Annotated in this window: 16 protein-coding genes; 8 read left to right on the top strand and 8 right to left on the bottom strand. The window is 68.8% G+C overall.

Annotated features, from left to right (window positions below; genetic code table 11):
• Position 1 precedes the first annotated feature (1 nt).
• A complete protein-coding gene (locus ACZ0AE_RS12155) occupies positions 2 to 619 on the top strand; it encodes an SCO family protein (protein ID WP_463601251.1) in 618 nt (205 codons plus the stop codon).
• Positions 620 to 682: 63 nt separating this feature from the next.
• Here the strand turns inward: ACZ0AE_RS12155 and ACZ0AE_RS12150 are convergent, their stop codons facing one another.
• Positions 683 to 973: a hypothetical protein gene (locus ACZ0AE_RS12150; RefSeq protein WP_463601250.1), complete on the bottom strand. Its 291-nt coding sequence runs from the start codon at positions 971 to 973 to the stop codon at positions 683 to 685.
• A 401-nt stretch (positions 974 to 1,374) separates the two neighbouring features.
• Between ACZ0AE_RS12150 and ACZ0AE_RS12145 the strand changes: the two genes are divergently transcribed.
• Complete coding sequence (locus tag ACZ0AE_RS12145; RefSeq protein ID WP_463601249.1) at positions 1,375 to 2,136, top strand: cyclic nucleotide-binding domain-containing protein; 762 nt, start codon at positions 1,375 to 1,377, stop codon at positions 2,134 to 2,136.
• Here ACZ0AE_RS12145 and ACZ0AE_RS12140 read toward each other — a convergent pair.
• A complete protein-coding gene (locus ACZ0AE_RS12140; RefSeq protein ID WP_463601248.1) occupies positions 2,112 to 2,648 on the bottom strand; it encodes a hypothetical protein in 537 nt (178 codons plus the stop codon). The genes ACZ0AE_RS12145 and ACZ0AE_RS12140 overlap by 25 nt on opposite strands.
• Before the next feature lie 139 nt (positions 2,649 to 2,787).
• On the opposite strand from ACZ0AE_RS12140, the gene ACZ0AE_RS12135 reads away from it, so the two are divergent.
• Genes ACZ0AE_RS12135 through ACZ0AE_RS12125 form a run of 3 tightly spaced genes read left to right on the top strand, consistent with a single transcriptional unit; the run spans position 2,788 to position 4,333 of the window.
• Positions 2,788 to 3,168 (top strand): VOC family protein, encoded by a 381-nt coding sequence (locus tag ACZ0AE_RS12135; protein ID WP_463601247.1) that lies wholly within the window; start codon positions 2,788 to 2,790, stop codon positions 3,166 to 3,168.
• Positions 3,165 to 3,965 carry a hypothetical protein gene (locus ACZ0AE_RS12130; protein ID WP_463601246.1) on the top strand — a complete coding sequence of 267 codons (801 nt, stop codon included), beginning with the start codon at positions 3,165 to 3,167 and terminating at the stop codon, positions 3,963 to 3,965. Before ACZ0AE_RS12135 ends, ACZ0AE_RS12130 begins: the two co-directional genes overlap by 4 nt.
• A complete protein-coding gene (locus tag ACZ0AE_RS12125; RefSeq protein ID WP_447594513.1) occupies positions 3,962 to 4,333 on the top strand; it encodes a hypothetical protein in 372 nt (123 codons plus the stop codon). The genes ACZ0AE_RS12130 and ACZ0AE_RS12125 overlap by 4 nt, the downstream gene beginning before the upstream one ends.
• A 49-nt stretch (positions 4,334 to 4,382) precedes the next feature.
• Here ACZ0AE_RS12125 and ACZ0AE_RS12120 read toward each other — a convergent pair whose 3' ends face one another.
• Both ACZ0AE_RS12120 and ACZ0AE_RS12115 read right to left on the bottom strand, forming a co-directional pair.
• Complete coding sequence (locus ACZ0AE_RS12120; protein WP_463601245.1) at positions 4,383 to 6,491, bottom strand: TonB-dependent receptor family protein; 2,109 nt, start codon at positions 6,489 to 6,491, stop codon at positions 4,383 to 4,385.
• 181 nt (positions 6,492 to 6,672) lie between these two features.
• Complete coding sequence (locus ACZ0AE_RS12115; protein ID WP_463601244.1) at positions 6,673 to 7,473, bottom strand: restriction endonuclease; 801 nt, start codon at positions 7,471 to 7,473, stop codon at positions 6,673 to 6,675.
• 57 nt (positions 7,474 to 7,530) lie between these two features.
• Between ACZ0AE_RS12115 and ACZ0AE_RS12110 the strand changes: the two genes are divergently transcribed.
• Positions 7,531 to 8,088, top strand: a complete 558-nt coding sequence (locus ACZ0AE_RS12110; protein WP_463601243.1) for a hypothetical protein — start codon at positions 7,531 to 7,533, stop codon at positions 8,086 to 8,088.
• Positions 8,089 to 8,203: 115 nt separating this feature from the next.
• Here the strand turns inward: ACZ0AE_RS12110 and hutU are convergent, their stop codons facing one another.
• Genes hutU through hutI form a run of 4 tightly spaced genes read right to left on the bottom strand, consistent with a single transcriptional unit; the run spans position 8,204 to position 13,483 of the window.
• A complete protein-coding gene (hutU, locus tag ACZ0AE_RS12105; protein WP_463601242.1) occupies positions 8,204 to 9,871 on the bottom strand; it encodes a urocanate hydratase in 1,668 nt (555 codons plus the stop codon).
• Positions 9,868 to 10,722: an N-formylglutamate deformylase gene (hutG, locus tag ACZ0AE_RS12100; RefSeq protein WP_463601241.1), complete on the bottom strand. Its 855-nt coding sequence runs from the start codon at positions 10,720 to 10,722 to the stop codon at positions 9,868 to 9,870. Before hutG ends, hutU begins: the two co-directional genes overlap by 4 nt.
• Positions 10,719 to 12,260, bottom strand: coding sequence for a histidine ammonia-lyase (gene hutH, locus ACZ0AE_RS12095; RefSeq protein WP_038687717.1), 1,542 nt, complete (start codon positions 12,258 to 12,260; stop codon positions 10,719 to 10,721). Before hutH ends, hutG begins: the two co-directional genes overlap by 4 nt.
• 23 nt (positions 12,261 to 12,283) lie before the next feature.
• Complete coding sequence (hutI, locus tag ACZ0AE_RS12090) at positions 12,284 to 13,483, bottom strand: imidazolonepropionase (RefSeq protein WP_463601240.1); 1,200 nt, start codon at positions 13,481 to 13,483, stop codon at positions 12,284 to 12,286.
• Between the two features lie 63 nt (positions 13,484 to 13,546).
• Here hutI and ACZ0AE_RS12085 point away from each other — a divergent pair, with 63 nt between their 5' ends.
• Together ACZ0AE_RS12085 and hutC are read left to right on the top strand one after the other, a co-directional pair.
• Positions 13,547 to 14,926 (top strand): formimidoylglutamate deiminase, encoded by a 1,380-nt coding sequence (locus tag ACZ0AE_RS12085; protein ID WP_463601239.1) that lies wholly within the window; start codon positions 13,547 to 13,549, stop codon positions 14,924 to 14,926.
• A 30-nt stretch (positions 14,927 to 14,956) separates the two neighbouring features.
• Complete coding sequence (gene hutC, locus ACZ0AE_RS12080) at positions 14,957 to 15,685, top strand: histidine utilization repressor (RefSeq protein ID WP_038687723.1); 729 nt, start codon at positions 14,957 to 14,959, stop codon at positions 15,683 to 15,685.
• Positions 15,686 to 15,832 lie beyond the last annotated feature (147 nt).

The following is a 15,832-nucleotide window of genomic DNA, read 5'->3' as shown; positions in this document are numbered from 1 at the left end:
CATGCTGCGCCGTCTCTGCCAAACCGGGGTACGGTCACTGGTGCTGGCGTGGGGGCTGCTGTCGATGCCGTCGCTGGCCGCACAGACGCCACCGCTGATCGGCGGTGCGTTCACGCTGGTCGACCAGGACGGCCGCGCGGTCACCGAGCGCAGTTTCCACGGCACCCCGGTGCTGCTGTACTTCGGCTTCACGTCCTGTCCGGATGTGTGTCCCACCGACCTGGCGCGCGTGGCGCGCATCGCGCAGCGGGTGCGGAAACTGGGCGGCCCCCGCCTGACGCCGGTGTTTGTCAGCATCGATCCGGTGCGTGATACCCCGTCGAAAATGAAGGCCTACGTGGGCCTGTTCGGGCCGGACGTGGTCGGCCTGACCGGCACGCCGACGCAGATCGCCACCATTACTGATCGCTACCACGTATACGTCAAGAAGGTGCCGTTGCGACGGCCGGGCGACTACATGATGGACCACTCCACCTTCCTGTTCCTGCTGGATGGGAAGGGGCACTACGTTGACCACTTCGGGCGCAGCACCGACGAGGCGCAGGTGGCGGCCCGCATCCGTGCCGAACTGGCGCCGGCCACGCCGAACCCCCGCGCCCACCCCCCTGCCGCGCGCTGAGTGGACCGCACGCAACGCCGACGCGGGCAGGCCGCGTCGGTGTGTGGCTGCGGTGTGGTGCAGTTATGGGCGGCCGTTGTTGTTGGCCGCATTGGCGGCCTGGCGCAGTTCCTGGTCGGCCTGGATCAACAGCTGGCGTGCACGTCCTGCATGGCCGCCGAGACGCGCGTCGTTGTCCTGTTGGGCCACGCCCACCAGCTGGTAGGCCTGCACGATATGTTCCTGCGCGGCGCGCAGGTTGCCGTGGCGCTCCCCGATGTTCACGGTCGGCGCCTGCGCCTGCGCCTGGGCAATGCCGGCAAGGGTGAAGGCGCCGATCAAGGCGAACGGGACAAGGCGGGAAATGCGGTTCATTGCAGCGGCTCCGAAGCAAAGGGGAGATGGCCGTGGCCTGCAACAGGTGCGGCCGGAGCGTCACCGTAGAGCGATCGCCGTGGCGGCTTCTTGACCTGGGTCAAGCGCAACGCGATAGCGGCCGGCTGCGGCTGCGGTTGCTGGCGTGCGTGGTGGCACCATCCAAACCCGGCAACGAAGGCACAGAACCAGTAGAAATACTGGTGTTTTCCGTCTTGCGCAGCGTGACGCCATCACTACTATGGAACGGTGCGGCACCCGCACGGCCCCCGGCAGGCACCGGCAAGGCGATCGCAGCAGCGCATGTGCGTGAGGATCGGCGGGGGGAAGGCGGCAGGCATTCCAGACCTGCCAGACAAGCCCGTGTACCGGGCGGTGCACCACGCGGGAGCGTCACCACCATGGCTACCACCTTTGGCTTGCCCCCGGCGCGCAGTCGGGCGTGCGGTGCCTGCCCGCTGGGTCCGGACTGCTTCCCCGGCTCCCTGGCGGCGGCCAACCTGCACGAGCTGGAAGGGCTCATCGAACACACCGCGCCCGCGCATGCCGGCAGCTTCCTGTTCCGCCAGGGCGACCCCTTCGAGCACATCGCGGTGATCCGGCTGGGCACGGTGAAGACCTATGCCATCGATCGCGAAGGACGCGAGCAGACCACCGGCTTCCACATGCCGGGGGACTTCATCGGCCTGAGCGCCATCGATGACGGGCGCCATCCCTGCAACGCGGTCGCGCTGGACACGGCGACCCTGTGCCGGCTGCCGTTCCGGGCCACCGCCGACCTGGCCGCGCGCATGCCGATGCTGCAGGCCAAGCTGTTCCGGCTGATGAGCCGCGACATCGCGCGCGCCACCCGGTTGTCGTGCAACAACACCGCCGACGAGCGGCTGGCCGCGTTCCTGATCGGCATGGCCGACCGCATGGCCGCGCGCGGCTACTCTTCAAGTCGCTGGCAGCTGACCATGTCGCGCATGGATATCGCCAACTATCTGCGCCTGGCCCCGGAAACCCTGAGCCGGCTGCTGCGCCGCTTCCAGGCCGAGGGCCTGGTCAGCGTGGACGGGCGCGAGGTGGAAGTGCGCGGGCGTGAGCGGCTGCAGGCGTTGGCGGCCGTCGAACCTGCGGCGACGGCGTGCGCTGCTCAGGCGCGCAGTGAAGCCGCGTAGCGACGCGTGAATCGGCTGGCCGCCAGCAGCGCCAGCACCATCGCCCCCGCGCCGGCCAGCGCCGTGCCCGGCCAGACCAGGATCAGTGCATCGACCAGCACCACCACGGCCAGCGCGGCCGTCCACATGCCGGACACCACGTAGTGGCTGCGGATGAAACGTGGCGACAACCACAAGGCCGGATCGGCATCGGGCCGGGTGTAGCCCAAGGTAAAAGGGCGTCCGATCAGCATCGACACCAGCATCACCATCAGCAGTACCGCGTCGACCGCGATGCGCACGCCCATCACCGACCAGCGCGGGGCATACACACCCGCGTAAACGGCCAGCGTGCCGAACAGCAGCAGCGACAGCAGCTCGATCAGGCCGCAATGTTGGCGCGGCCCGGTCCAGTCGCGCAGGCACAATGCCAGCGCCGTCAGGGCCGCTGCCGACAACCCGGCGGAAAGGCCGGCGGTCCGTTCCAACAGCGCGAAAACAAGGAAGGGCAGCAACCCGAGCAGGATGTTCATGGCGCAGTTCCGGTGCGGATGTCCAGCGTAGGCAGTGGCGCGCGCCAGCGGTTGACCCAGGTCAAGCCGCACCCACGCCAGCAGCGGCTGGGCCTACAATGCGGCCGTGCATTCCGCATTCCACGGCAAGGACGTCCGCATGCTGCATCACTTGTCCCTTGGGGTCCGCGACCTGGCTGCGGCCGGCGCGTTCTACGACGCCGCACTCGGTGCGCTGGGGTACCGCCGCGTGTTCGAGGATGACACCGCGATCGGCTACGGGCTGGTCGACGACGAAGACATGCTGTGCCTGAAACTGCGCGACGTTGCCGCCGCGCCCGGGCCCGGCTTCCACCTGGCCTTCAGCGCCCCCACGCGCTCCGCGGTGCAGGACTTCCATCGCGCCGCGCTGCAGGCCGGCGGGCATGACAATGGCCCCGCCGGACTGCGACCGGATTACGGTGACCGTTACTACGCGGCGTTCGTGATCGACCCCGATGGCCATCGCATCGAGGCGGTCACCAAGCAGGTGCAGCCATGAACCGGCGGGTGGTGCGACCGCCCAGGCCGCTGCTGCTGCCGCTGACCCGCGGCAGCGAAACTGCCCGTGCCCGCCAGCAGCTGCAGCGTGGCGGCTGGCCGCGGCTGCAGATGGCCGTGATCGTGATGGTCACTGCCGTGGCGGGCCTGCTGGCTGCACACCTGCTGCGTCTGGGTGGCCTGGATACGATGCTGCTGCGGTATCCGCTGGCGGTGCTGCTGGCCTACCTGGTGTTCCTGTTGTTGATGTGGGCCTGGCTGCGCTGGCGCGGGGACAGCGTGGTGGACGCGCTGCCCGATGCCGTCGGCGAGGGCGGGAGCGGTTCCGCGCCGGGCGGCGGGCCGAACTGGGTTGGTGGCGGGGGTCAGTCCGGTGGCGGCGGTGCATCGGCGTCGTGGACGTCGGCGTCCGGTTCCAGTGCCAGTTCCAGTGCCCGCACCACCAGCAGCGACGGTTCGCTACTGGACCTCGCCGACGGCGAGGCCGGCCTGCCGGTTCTGGCCATTGGCGCGGTGTTGGCCATCGCCGCCGGCACGCTGGTGGCGGCCAGCTGGGTGATCTGGTCGGCGCCGGTATTGATGGCCGAACTGCTGGTCGATGCGGCCATTGCAGGCGGGCTGTACCGGCGCATGCAGGGCATGCGCGCGCAGGGTTGGTGGCGGCTGTGCCTGGCCCATACCTTCTGGCCGCTGATCGGCGTGCTGGTATTTTCCGCCGGGTTGGGCTGGGTAGCGCAGGAAATCGCGCCCCGCGCCGACACCCTGGCTGATGTGCTGCAGACGGTGCGCAGCCGATGAGCCTGCTGCAGCGCATGCTGAAAGGCGCCACCGGCGGCGCGGTAGGGCTGGGCGCACTGGTGCTGGGGCTGGTCTGCAGCGGCGTGACCGCAGTGCTGGTGACAGCGATGGGCGCGGCGCTGCTGCCGCGCCTGTTGGCGCCCTTGCTGGAGGCGGGCATGGCACCGCCTGCACTCTCCGCGGCATTCGCCAGCGCCTACCCGTGGGTCTGGGCCGGCCCGGTGCTGGTGGGGCTGGTGGCGGTGTTCGGTCGCGGGTTGCGTTACTGGATGGCCGGCGTGGTGGGTGTGGCCAGCATGCTGCTATGGGGCAGCTTCGCGGTGGTGGCGATGTACCTGTCGCTGTTTTCGCAGGCGGCTGCGATCTGAAACTCCGCTCGGCAAGGGCCAGCAACGCTGCCGCTGCTGGCCGGTGTGCTCAGTCGAACCGCCAGCGCAGGCCGGCATACACCCCGCGACCTTCACCCGGGGTGGAGCGGGCCACGTCCTTGCCGGCATCGTTATAGCCGGGCGTCACCGTGGCTGCGTAGTGGCGGTCGCCGATATTGCGCATCTCCGCCCACGCCTGCCAGCGCCCGCTGGGGGCATCGAACCCGACCCGGCTGCCGACGATGGCATGGCTGTCGGCGCGGACGCTGTTGGCGTAGTCCACGAACATTGCCGAAGCGTATTCGGTGTTGAGCGCGGCGTAGAAGCCGGTCGGGTGGTCGTAACGCAGCTCGGCCTGGTAGTAGTGGCGGGGCAGGCCGGGCAGGCGATTGCTGCCGAACTGCGCGTCATCGCGGTAGCGGAAATCGCTGAAGGTGTAGGCCTGGCGCAACGACAGACGGCCATCGCGCCCCTGCCACAAGGTGCTGTCCAGCCCGGCTTCCAGACCGCGGTGCACGGTGGGGCTGGCGTTGTTCTCGGCCACGAACAGGTTCGGTACCGGCAGTACTTCCACGGTGAGCAGTTCATGCAGCACGCGCGCGTAGTAGCCGGTCAGCTCCCAGCGGCCAATCGCGCTGTCGCCTCGCGCGCCCAGTTCCAGCGTGGTGGCGGTCTGGTTGTCCAGCTGCACCGGCGCGCGCTGGCGACCGGTGGATGCCCCATTGCCTGCCGCGAAGTACTGGTTCGAACCCCAGATCATCGACCACGGGTGCGCCGGCTCCACCGACCGGCTCAGGTTGCCGAACCACTGTGTCTGTGGCGTCTGCTGCCAGGTGAAGCCCAGCCGCGGCGCATAGTCCCACTGGTGCTCGCGCAGGCGCTCGGGCGTGGCCGGCCAGGTCACCTGCACATCGCGGCGGGTATTGATCAGCGCCAGCCCGGTCTGCAGATGCAGCGCATCGGTTAGGGCCAGGTCGTTGCCGATGTGCAGCGTGCTGTCGGTGCCGTGGTGCGAAAAGTCGCGCGTGTGGGTACCGGCGGCGTAGCCGTTGCTGGCAAAGCGCAGCGTCTCGCGCACGTCCGCGTCCAGGTCGTGGGTGACGCGCAGGCCCAGCGTGGTCACGCTGGCGCGGCCCAACAGCAGGTGGCGGTGGCGGTAGTCCACGGTGGCGTTGAGGTTGCTGTAATCCAGCTGCTGCCGGTACAGGCTTTCGTTCAAGTCCATCGGGTACTTGTGGTACACCAGCCCGGCCTGCAGCGACGAGGCTTCGTCGATCTGCCAGGTGGTCGTGTTGCCGATCCAGGTGCTGCCCGGCTGCGGGCGGCGTGCATCGATGGCCAGGTTGGCCGGGTTGGCCGCACGCGGGTCGTTGCGGATCTGGTCGCGGGTCAGGCGCCCGGGCGTTTCGTGATTGGTCTCGCGGTAACGGACGAAGAAGCGCGTTTCCAGGGTCGGGGTGATCTTCCAGCCCAGGTTGGCCATCGCGCCCTTGCCGTCACTGGCGGCGTGGCGCTGGTAGCCGTCCGATTCGGTATCGGTATAGGCCAGGTAGTAGTCGACATCGCCGCTCACGCCGCCATAGCCGACGCTGCGCTTCTGGTACCCGCGGCTGCCTGCTTCGTACTGCAGCTCCAGCCCGGCCGAATCGCGTCCGCTGCGGCTCACGTAGTTGATCGCACCGCCCAGCGCCAACGCACCGCGCTCGAACCCGTTGGCACCGCGCAGCACCTCGGCCCGGCTCAACCACAGCGGTTCAAGCAGCTCATACGGCGTGCCACCGGGGCCGCTCAACGGCAGCCCATCCAGCGACACCGCAACGCCCGACGCATGCGCGCCCGGGCCCCGGTTGATGCCCGAGCCACGGATGGACACCTTGGCGCCTTCGTTGCCCGGCGACTGCGCACTGATACCGGGCTGGTAGGCCAGCACATCGGCAGTGGTGGACAGCCGGCCGTCGGCCATGGTCAGGTCCACCACGTTGCTGGCGCCGGGAACGCGCTTGAGCGTGGCGCGGGCCTGCTCGGCCTCGCTGGCGGCGGTGACATTGACCGCGTCGAGGGTGGTGGCCTGCGGGGCGGCGTGGGCGGCAGCGGAAAGGCCGAGGGCGACGGCCAGGAACAGCAGGGTCGGGCAGGGGCGGTACGGCGAAAGCGACATGCGTAAGGGCTGTAAACCAAAAAGATGGCGCGCAAGTTAACAGGTATGGCGCAGCGCGTCACCCGTCCGTGCCGTACGGCCGCAAGGGGCGGCTGCTCCGGCACGGGTAGAGCCGACCGTTGGTCGGCTGCTCTCCGTTCCGCCCGTGAACCCGCATGCGATCGACTAGAGATTGCCGCTTTCAGCCGCGACAAGCGGGAAAGCGACTGCAGCCCATGAATACGTCACCGGTTCTGCGATTACGACGTTCCACCATCGGGGCGCTGCAGCGTTTGCAGGTCAATACCTCCGAGGCAGGTGCCGAGTCTGTCAGCACCGGCTCGATCCTTGCGGCAGGCATCGCCGTCCCACGTGCCTGCACCTTCTGAATCATTCCCAAGAGGTCCTCACCCGCAACCAGCGTGATGGGCTTTCCGACAATGAAGGTCTGCGCGTCGCGGGTGAAGCTCCCGCTGCTGACAATCAGCACGGCGTCTGCGCGGTGGTGCGCCAGCAGGCCATACATTTCGCGCACCACCGACACGCCCACCTGCTGGCGCCGCCATTGTTTGCATTGCACCAGCGTGCGTTTGCCATCGCGGCGCAGGACCAGGTCGATGCCGCCGTCGGCACCGCCCAAGCCGGTTTCCTCGACGGTATAGCCCTGTCGCCGGTAGGCTTCGCCGACCAGCCGTTCGAAGTCACGCCATCCGTTGCTGGAAAGACTCTCCAGCCCGGTGCGCGTGTCCAGCAACCGGCGCCGTCGACGCGCGCCAGCCCATGACACCACCGCCGCCACCAGGCAGAGCCCCAGCCAAAGCCATGCAACCGCCGCCTGTGCTGCTATGCCGGCAATCAACGCGGTCGGGGTGCCAGTGGTGCGCTCGTGCCACTGCGGAGCGAGCATGCGCAATGCGGCGAAGCCGAGCGCGCCTGCGCCAACATTGACGTACCACGGCCATGTGGCCATGACGTCGATAAGATGCGTGCGCCTGCGTTCCATGCGTACCTCCTCCTGTGTGCATGGACATTGTAGGCCGGGCCGGCACGACGCCAGCAGGTGGGGTACAAGGCAGGGTTGCGGGCGGACATCCCCGCGCTGAACCAGCCGCCGCGTTCGCGTCGATTTCAGACTCGGATCAGCGGGATGCCGGGGGAGGTTTCCGCGATACTGTCAGACGACGTCACGCCACAGGAGAACCACTTGGCCAAGCAAGGCGAATTCAAGAAACTGCTGGAGTATCTGCAGAAGATTCCGGCCATGTCGGCGTCGCCGATGCACTGGGGCAGGGGCGAGGACAGCACCTGGTACGTGGGGTTCGCGCTGGATCTTGCGCATCCGCTGGCCTGGAGTGCCGTGCAGGAGCTTGCGTATGTGGTCAACGGGTTGTCGGTGACCGAAGCGCTGCCGACGACGTTCATGCCCGTCGCGCCGCCGCCATACCTCAATGGTCCGGCCAGCGAGTTTCTGTCATGGCGGATTCAATCCAGCGGCCCGGGATTCTCGCCGGACGATCTGCTGGGTTGGCTGGAAGGTCGGCTGCCGCAGCCGGTGGAGGATGTGGCGAAGTGGATGCCGTCGTTCAATTGGGACGGTGACGTGCCGTTGGACGATTAGGCAACAGGGGCAGCCGGGCAGAGCCCGGCTCTACGCGGCCCGCGGTAGGTCCCGACCGTTGGTCGGGACACATCAGACGCGGTAGGTCCCGACCGTTGGTCGGGACGTATCTGGTTCAGCCCAGAATCCCCGGCAGATCCAGCCCCTTCTCCTTCGCACATTCCAACGCGATCTCATACCCGGCATCGGCATGCCGCATCACGCCCGTGGCCGGGTCGTTCCACAGCACGCGCGCGATGCGCTTGGCGGCCGCTTCGGTGCCGTCGCAGACGATCACCATGCCGGCATGCTGCGAGAAGCCCATGCCGACGCCGCCGCCGTGGTGCAGCGACACCCACGTGGCGCCGCTGGCGGTGTTGAGCAGGGCGTTGAGCAGCGGCCAGTCGGACACCGCATCGGAACCGTCGGCCATCGCCTCGGTTTCGCGGTTCGGCGAGGCCACGCTGCCGCTGTCCAGATGATCGCGGCCGATCACCACCGGGGCCTTGAGCTCGCCGTTGGCGACCATCTCGTTGAAGGCCAGACCGAGGCGGTCACGGTCGCCCAGGCCCACCCAGCAGATGCGCGCCGGCAGGCCCTGGAACTTGATCTTCTCGGCGGCCATGTCCAGCCAGCGGTGCAGGTGCGGGTTGTCCGGGATCAGCTCCTTTACCTTGGCATCTGTCCTGGCGATGTCTTCCGGGTCACCGCTCAGCGCGGCCCAGCGGAACGGGCCGATGCCGCGGCAGAACAGCGGGCGGATGTAGGCGGGCACGAAACCGGGGAAATCGAACGCGTCTTCCACGCCTTCTTCCAGCGCCATCTGGCGCAGGTTGTTGCCGTAGTCCACGGTCGGCACGCCGAGCGCGTGGAAGGCGAGCATGGCGCGGATGTGGGTGGCCATCGAGGCACGTGCGGCTTTCTCCACCACCTTCGGCGCGGTCACGCGCTTGTCGTCCCATTCCTCCACCGTCCAGCCCTGCGGCAGGTAGCCGTTGACCGGGTCGTGCGCGGAGGTCTGGTCGGTCAGCAGGTCCGGCTTGACCCCGCGCAGCAGCAGTTCGTCCAGCACGTCGGCGACGTTGCCGAGCAGGCCCACCGACAGCGGCTTCTTGGCCGTGCACGATTCCTCGATCAGGCGCAGCGCCTCATCCAGGTTGTCGGTCCAGGTGTCCAGGTAGCCGGTGCGCAGGCGCATCTCGATGCTGCTCTTGCGGCATTCCACCGCCAGGCACGAGGCACCGGCCATCACCGCAGCCAGCGGCTGCGCGCCGCCCATGCCGCCCAGCCCACCGGTGAACAGCCACTTGCCGGCCAGGCTGCCGTTGTAGTGCTGGCGGCCCATCTCCACGAAGGTTTCGTAGGTGCCCTGCACGATGCCCTGCGCGCCGATGTAGATCCAGCTGCCGGCCGTCATCTGGCCGTACATCGCCAGGCCTTTCTTATCCAGCTCGTTGAAGTGGTCCCAGTTGGCCCAGCGCGGCACCAGGTTGGAGTTGGCGATCAGCACGCGCGGCGCATCCACATGGGTGCGGAACACGCCGACCGGCTTGCCCGACTGCACCAGCAGGGTCTGGTCGTCGTCCAGGCGGGTGAGCGTTTCCACGATCGCATCGAAGCTCTCCCAATCGCGCGCGGCGCGGCCGATGCCGCCGTACACCACCAGTTCCTGCGGCCGCTCGGCCACATCGGGGTGCAGGTTGTTCATCAGCATGCGCAGCGGCGCTTCGGTCAGCCAGCTCTTGGCGGTGAGCGTGGTGCCGGTAGGCGCGATGATGGTGCGGGACGGGTCGTTGCGGGTCATGCGGCGCTCCGGTTCGTAGCGAATGCAAGGCAGGCGTTGAGCACCTGCGCCAGGGTGTGGCGCAGCGGTGCGGCGTGGTCGGGGTCGAGCGGGGTGGGCCAGCTGTGTTCGTCCACCTGGTCCGGTGCCGGCTCGTGCATGTAGCCACGGCAGGCCAGTTCCATCTGCAGGCTGTGCACGCCACCGGGAATGTTGCTGTAGTGGCGGGTGATCCAGCCGCCCTTGAAGCGGCCGTTGCGCACGTGGGACAGGCCGCTGATCTTCAGCAGGTTCTCCACCACGTCGCTGAGCGTGTTGTCGCAGGACGTATCGACCGCGCCCGAGGGACCTGCCGTACCCAGGTTGAACTGCGGCAGCTCGCCGTCGAACAGGTGCGGAATATGCGAGCGGATCGAGTGCGCGTCATACACCACCACGGTGCCATGGTGCTGGCGCAGCCGTGCGATCTGCGCGGCCAGCGCGTCGTGGTACGGCGCGAAAAACGTGTCGCGGCGGCGCGCGATCTCGGCCTCGTCCGGCTCGCTGCCGGGGTCGTACAGCGGCTGGTTGTCGAAGGTGGTCAGCGGGCACAGGCCGGTGGTGTTCTGGCCCGGGTACAGCGACACGCCGCTGGGGTCGCGGTTGAGGTCGATCACTGAGCGAGAGATCGCCGAGCGCACGGTCGTGGCCCCCATGCCGCGGGCGAAGTCGTACAGCTCATGCACCCACCAGTCGGCATCGCGGCGCGCCAGCCATGGCGAGTGGTAGCCATCGATCAGGTCGTGCGGCAGTTCGCTGCCCGTATGCGGGAAGCTGACGATCAGCGGCGCATCGCCCTCGTGCACCTGCAGCCAGTCCGGGTGGGCGGTCATGCCAGCGGCTCCACCTGCGGCAGCACGTCGGCCAGGCCCTCGGCCAGCGCGCCGCTGCGCACCAGCGCGGTGGCGGCCACCATGTCCGGATGGAAGTAGCGGTCGTCCTGCAGGGTGGGCACCTGCGCGCGCAGACGCGCACGCACGCCTTCCAGCGCATCGCTGGAGCGCAGCGGGGCATGGAAGTCGCAGCCCTGCGCCGCGGCCAGCAGCTCGATGCCAACCACGTTGGCCGCGTTCTCGGCCATCGCCAGCAACCGGCGGGCACCGTGCGCGGCCATCGACACATGGTCTTCCTGGTTGGCCGAGGTCGGAATCGAATCGACGCTGGCCGGGTAGGCGCGCTGCTTGTTTTCCGAGACCAGCGCCGCGGCGGTCACCTGCGGAATCATGAAGCCCGAATTCAAGCCGGGCTTCGGGGTGAGGAAGGCGGGCAGGCCGGACAGCGCCGGGTCCACCAGCATCGCGGTACGGCGTTCGCTGATCGAGCCGATTTCGCAGATGGCCATGGCCAGCATGTCGGCGGCGAAGGCCACCGGCTCGGCGTGGAAGTTGCCACCGCTCAGCGCTTCATTGGTGTCGGTGAACACCAGCGGATTGTCGGACACGCCGTTGGCTTCGATCGCCAGCGTGGTGGCCGCCTGGCGCATGACGTCGAACGCCGCGCCCATCACCTGCGGCTGGCAACGCAGGCAGTACGGGTCCTGCACGCGCACGTCGTTGTCGCGGTGCGATTCGCGGATGGCCGAACCCTGCATCAGCGTGCGCAGCGTGGCGGCGGTGGTGATCTGCCCGCGCTGGCCGCGGATGCTGTGGATGCGCGGGTCGAAAGGCGTGTCCGAGCCTTTGGCCGCTTCCACCGACAGCGCACCAGTGACCAGCGCGGCCTGGAACACGGTGGTGATCGCAAACAGACCGGCCAGTGCGTAGGCGGTGGAGTACTGGGTGCCGTTGAGCAGGGCCAGGCCCTCCTTCGCACCCAGTACCAGCGGCGCAAGGCCGTGCCGGGCCAGCGCGTCGGCGGCCGGCAGCCGCTCGCCACCCACGAACGCTTCGCCCACGCCGATCATCACGCTCGCCAGGTGCGAGAGCGGGGCCAGGTCACCCGACGCGCCCACCGAGCCTTGGCACGGAATCACCGGCACGATGTCGTGCTGCAGGAAGGCTTCCAGCAGCGCCAGCGTTTCCGGGCGGATGCCCGACGCGCCCTGGGCCAGGCTGGTCAGCTTCAGCGCCATCATCAGCCGCACCACCGGCGCCGGCATCGGCTCACCCACGCCGGCGGCGTGCGACAGCACGATATTGCGCTGCAGGGTGGCCAGGTCTTCGCGCTCGATGCGCACACTGGCCAGCTTGCCGAAGCCGGTATTGATGCCGTACACCGGCGCGCCCTTGGCCACGATATCGGCCACGGTCTGCGCGCTGCGCAGCACCGCCGCGGCGGAGGCCGGGTCCAGGCGCACGCGCGCGCCATCGAAGATCGCGCGCCATTGCGCCAGCGTCACCGCGCCGGGCTGCAGGGTCAGGGTAGTGCTCATGGAATCTCCAGACATCACAAGAATCAGACGGATACGCCGCGCATCACGCGCGCGTGCAGGGGGTTGAAGCCCATGCGGTACACTAGGTCGGCAGGTGCCTCGATGTCCCACAGGGCCAGGTTGCAGTCCAGGCCGACCGCCAGCCGGCCCACGCGATCAGCGCGGCCCAGTGCGCGCGCTGCTTCACGGGTGAAGCCGGCGATGCACTCGTCCACGGTCATGCGGAACAGCGTGGCGGCCATGTTCATGGCCAGCAGCGGGCTGGTCAGTGGCGAGGTGCCGGGGTTGGAATCGGTGGCCAATGCCAACGGCACGCCGGCTGCGCGCAGCGCCGGGATCGGGGGCAGGGTGGTGTCGCGGGTGAAATAGAACGCGCCCGGCAGCAGCACCGCCACGGTGCCGGCCGCCGCCATCGCCGCGATGCCCTCGGCATCCAGGTGTTCGATATGGTCGGCCGACAAGGCGCCGTGGCGTGCAGCCAGCGCTGCGCCATGCTGGTTGCTGAGCTGTTCGGCGTGGATCTTGATCGCCAGCCCGTGCTGGCGGGCGGCCACGAACACCTGCTCGGCCTGCGCGGCGCTGAAGGCGATGTTCTCGCAGAACACATCCACCGCTTCGGCCAGTTCCTGCGCGGCCACTGCCGGAATCATCACGTTGCACACTTCGTCGATGTAGTCCTGCGCATCGCGGCCGGGCGGAATCGCATGCGCGCCCAGGAAGGTCGGCACGATCTCCACCGCGCGCAGGCGGCCCAGTTCGCGGGCCACGCGCAGCTGCTTGGTTTCATCGTCCAAGGTCAGCCCGTAGCCGGATTTGATTTCCAGCGTGGTGATGCCTTCGGCCAGCATCGCGTCCAGGCGCGGCAGGCTGGCGGCGATCAGCTCGGCCTCGCTGGCGGCGCGGGTGGCGCGCACGGTGGAGACGATGCCGCCGCCGGCACGGGCGATGTCGGCATAGCTCACGCCTTGCAGGCGCTGCTCGAATTCGCCGGCGCGGTTGCCGGCATAGACCAGGTGGGTGTGGCAGTCGACCAGCCCGGGGCTGATCCAGCGGCCGCCGCAATCGATACGCTGCGCCGGCTGCAGGTGCGCCTCGGTACCGGCCGCGCCCACGTGCACGATGCGGCCGTCGGTGGCGGCGATCACCCCGTTTTCGATCACGCCCAGGCCCGGGCCATCGACGGTGATCAGGTGGGCGTGGTACCAGAGGGTGTCACAGTGCATGGCAGCAACCACATCGGCTTATATGTCTATACAATATAGGCGCCACTTCCGGGATGTCCAGTGATGCCAGCCACCCCCGCCGCGACCCTTGTTTTCCATGCCACCCACGCACTGCTGCCGCAGGGCTGGGCCCGCGATGTGCGCATTGTGTGCGCCGGCGGCCGCCTGACCGAGGTGCGTGCCGGCGTGCCGGCCCAGCCGGGCGACACCGCGCTGGCCATCGCGCTGCCGGGGCTGGGCAACCTGCACAGTCACGCTTTCCAGCGCGGCATGGCCGGGCTGACCGAGATCGGCGGCCAGAGCGGTGACAGCTTCTGGAGCTGGCGCGAGCTGATGTACCGCTTCCTGGCGCACCTGCAGCCCGAGGCGGTGCAGGCCATCGCCGAGCAGGCCTACGTGGAAATGCTCGAATCCGGCTTCACCCGCGTGGGCGAGTTCCACTACCTGCACCATGCCGCCGATGGCACCCCGTACGCCAACCGCGCCGAGATGGCCGAACGCATCGCCGCCGCCGCGCAGGGCAGTGGCATCGGCCTCACCCTGCTGCCGGTGTTCTACGCGCATGCCGATTTCGGCGGTGCCGCACCCAACCCGGCGCAGCGCCGGTTGATCCACGACGTGGACGGGTTCGCCGCGCTGCTGCTGGGCTGCACCCAGGCGCTGCAGGGCCTGGATGACGCCGTGCTGGGCATCGCCCCGCACAGTCTGCGGGCGGTGACCGGCGAGGAACTCAACGCACTGCTGCCGCTTACCCCTGGCCCGGTGCACATCCATATCGCCGAGCAGACCCGCGAGGTGGACGCCTGCGTGGCATGGAGCGGCCTGCGCCCGGTGCGCTGGCTGTACGAACACGCCGCCGTGGACGAACGCTGGTGCCTGGTGCACGCCACCCACGTGGACGACGACGAGGTGCAGCGCATGCTGGCCAGCCGCGCGGTGGTGGGGCTGTGCCCGATCACCGAGGCCAACCTGGGCGACGGGCTGTTCCCGATGCAGGCGTTCGCGCGCGCGGGTGGGCGCTTCGGCGTCGGCTCGGATTCCAACGTGCTGATCGACGCGGCTGAAGAACTGCGCCTGCTCGAGTACGGCCAGCGCCTGCAGCTGCGCGGGCGCAATGTGCTGGCGCCGGGCGACGGCCAGTCCAGCGGCCGTTGGCTGTTCGAGCAGTCGCTGCACGGCGCCGGGCAGGCGCTGGGCGTGGCCACCGGGCTGCAGGTGGGCGCCCCGGCCGACGTGGTCGAACTGGACCCGACGCACCCGGCCCTGATCGCCCGCGACGGCGACGCCTTGCTTGACAGCTGGGTGTTCGCCGCACGTAATGGTGCCGTGCGTTCGGTGTGGCGCCAGGGTCGCCAGCTGGTCCATCAGGGCCGTCACCTGCAGCGTGATGCCGTGGCCGCCCGTTTCGCCCGCGCATTGCAGACGTTGTTGTCGGCCGGCTGAGTGCCGGTCGCACCCATCCAGGACTCCCGAGTGACGGGCAAGAAAGCTGAAACCCTCAACCAGCGCATCCGCGCCGATCTGGAAAGCCGCATCCTCAGTGGGCAGTGGGAGCCGGGGTTCCGCATTCCCTATGAGCACGAACTGATGGAGCAGTACGGCTGCTCGCGGATGACCGTGAACAAGGTGCTGACCGCGCTGGCTGAAAGCGGCATGATCGAGCGCCGCCGCCGCGCCGGTTCGTTCGTGGCCCGGCAACCGCCGCACCTGGAGCAGGTGGCGCTGGAAATTCCGGATATCGCCATGGCCGTGGGCGCACGCGGCCACGTCTACGGCTACCAGTTGCTGGAGCGGGCCTACCGGCCGCCGCGCCCGCAGGCCGCCGAAGAGGTGGCGCTGTCGGGCAGCGACAAGCTGCTGGCCATCCGCTGCCTGCACCGCGCCGATGGCCGTCCGTTTGCGCTGGAACACCGCCTGATCAGCCCGGTGGGCGTGCCTGAAGTGCTGGACGTGGATTTCGACACCACCGCGCCGGGCAGCTGGCTGCTGCAGAACGTGTCCTGGACCCGCGCCCAGCACCGCATCAGCGCCTGGGGCGCCGATGACGCCGCCGCGGCGTTGCTGGAGGTCAAGCCCGGCACTGCCTGCCTGGTCATCGACCGCCTCACCTGGCGCGGCGACCAGCCCATCACCTGCGTGCGCCAGATGTTCCTCGGCGACGCCTGGGACCTCGTCGCAAAATTCGCCCCCGGCGCCCGGTAGAGCCGGCCGCTGGCCGGCTGCCCTTAAAAAACCCGCCCGTCAAAGCGTAGAGCCGGGCTCTGCCGCGCCCCATGACCGGCGGGCGCCGTTACGACGAACGCATCGCCATGCGCACGGAATTTATCGCTATTGCAAGGTCGTAGAGCC

It is taken from the genome of Stenotrophomonas sp. AC248 (assembly GCF_979258185.1).
Note: the sequence above shows the minus strand (reverse complement) of the source record. Positions and strands in the feature narration are given on the sequence as shown.

Bases quoted from the DNA above. Each gene is read 5' to 3' on its own strand.
- hutG (WP_463601241.1), bottom strand. From the start codon at position 10,722: ATGACCGCCCACCCGGACTGGCTGCAGGTGCACGAGGGCGATGCGCCG.
- hutU (WP_463601242.1), bottom strand. From the start codon at position 9,871: ATGACCCGCAACGACCCGTCCCGCACCATCATCGCGCCTACCGGCACC.
- ACZ0AE_RS12085 (WP_463601239.1), top strand. From the start codon at position 13,547: ATGCCAGCCACCCCCGCCGCGACCCTTGTTTTCCATGCCACCCACGCA.
- hutI (WP_463601240.1), bottom strand. From the start codon at position 13,483: ATGCACTGTGACACCCTCTGGTACCACGCCCACCTGATCACCGTCGAT.
- ACZ0AE_RS12140 (WP_463601248.1), bottom strand. From the start codon at position 2,648: ATGAACATCCTGCTCGGGTTGCTGCCCTTCCTTGTTTTCGCGCTGTTG.
- ACZ0AE_RS12150 (WP_463601250.1), bottom strand. From the start codon at position 973: ATGAACCGCATTTCCCGCCTTGTCCCGTTCGCCTTGATCGGCGCCTTC.
- ACZ0AE_RS12155 (WP_463601251.1), top strand. From the start codon at position 2: ATGCTGCGCCGTCTCTGCCAAACCGGGGTACGGTCACTGGTGCTGGCG.
- ACZ0AE_RS12115 (WP_463601244.1), bottom strand. From the start codon at position 7,473: ATGGAACGCAGGCGCACGCATCTTATCGACGTCATGGCCACATGGCCG.
- hutH (WP_038687717.1), bottom strand. From the start codon at position 12,260: ATGAGCACTACCCTGACCCTGCAGCCCGGCGCGGTGACGCTGGCGCAA.
- ACZ0AE_RS12120 (WP_463601245.1), bottom strand. From the start codon at position 6,491: ATGTCGCTTTCGCCGTACCGCCCCTGCCCGACCCTGCTGTTCCTGGCC.
- ACZ0AE_RS12130 (WP_463601246.1), top strand. From the start codon at position 3,165: ATGAACCGGCGGGTGGTGCGACCGCCCAGGCCGCTGCTGCTGCCGCTG.
- ACZ0AE_RS12135 (WP_463601247.1), top strand. From the start codon at position 2,788: ATGCTGCATCACTTGTCCCTTGGGGTCCGCGACCTGGCTGCGGCCGGC.
- ACZ0AE_RS12145 (WP_463601249.1), top strand. From the start codon at position 1,375: ATGGCTACCACCTTTGGCTTGCCCCCGGCGCGCAGTCGGGCGTGCGGT.
- ACZ0AE_RS12125 (WP_447594513.1), top strand. From the start codon at position 3,962: ATGAGCCTGCTGCAGCGCATGCTGAAAGGCGCCACCGGCGGCGCGGTA.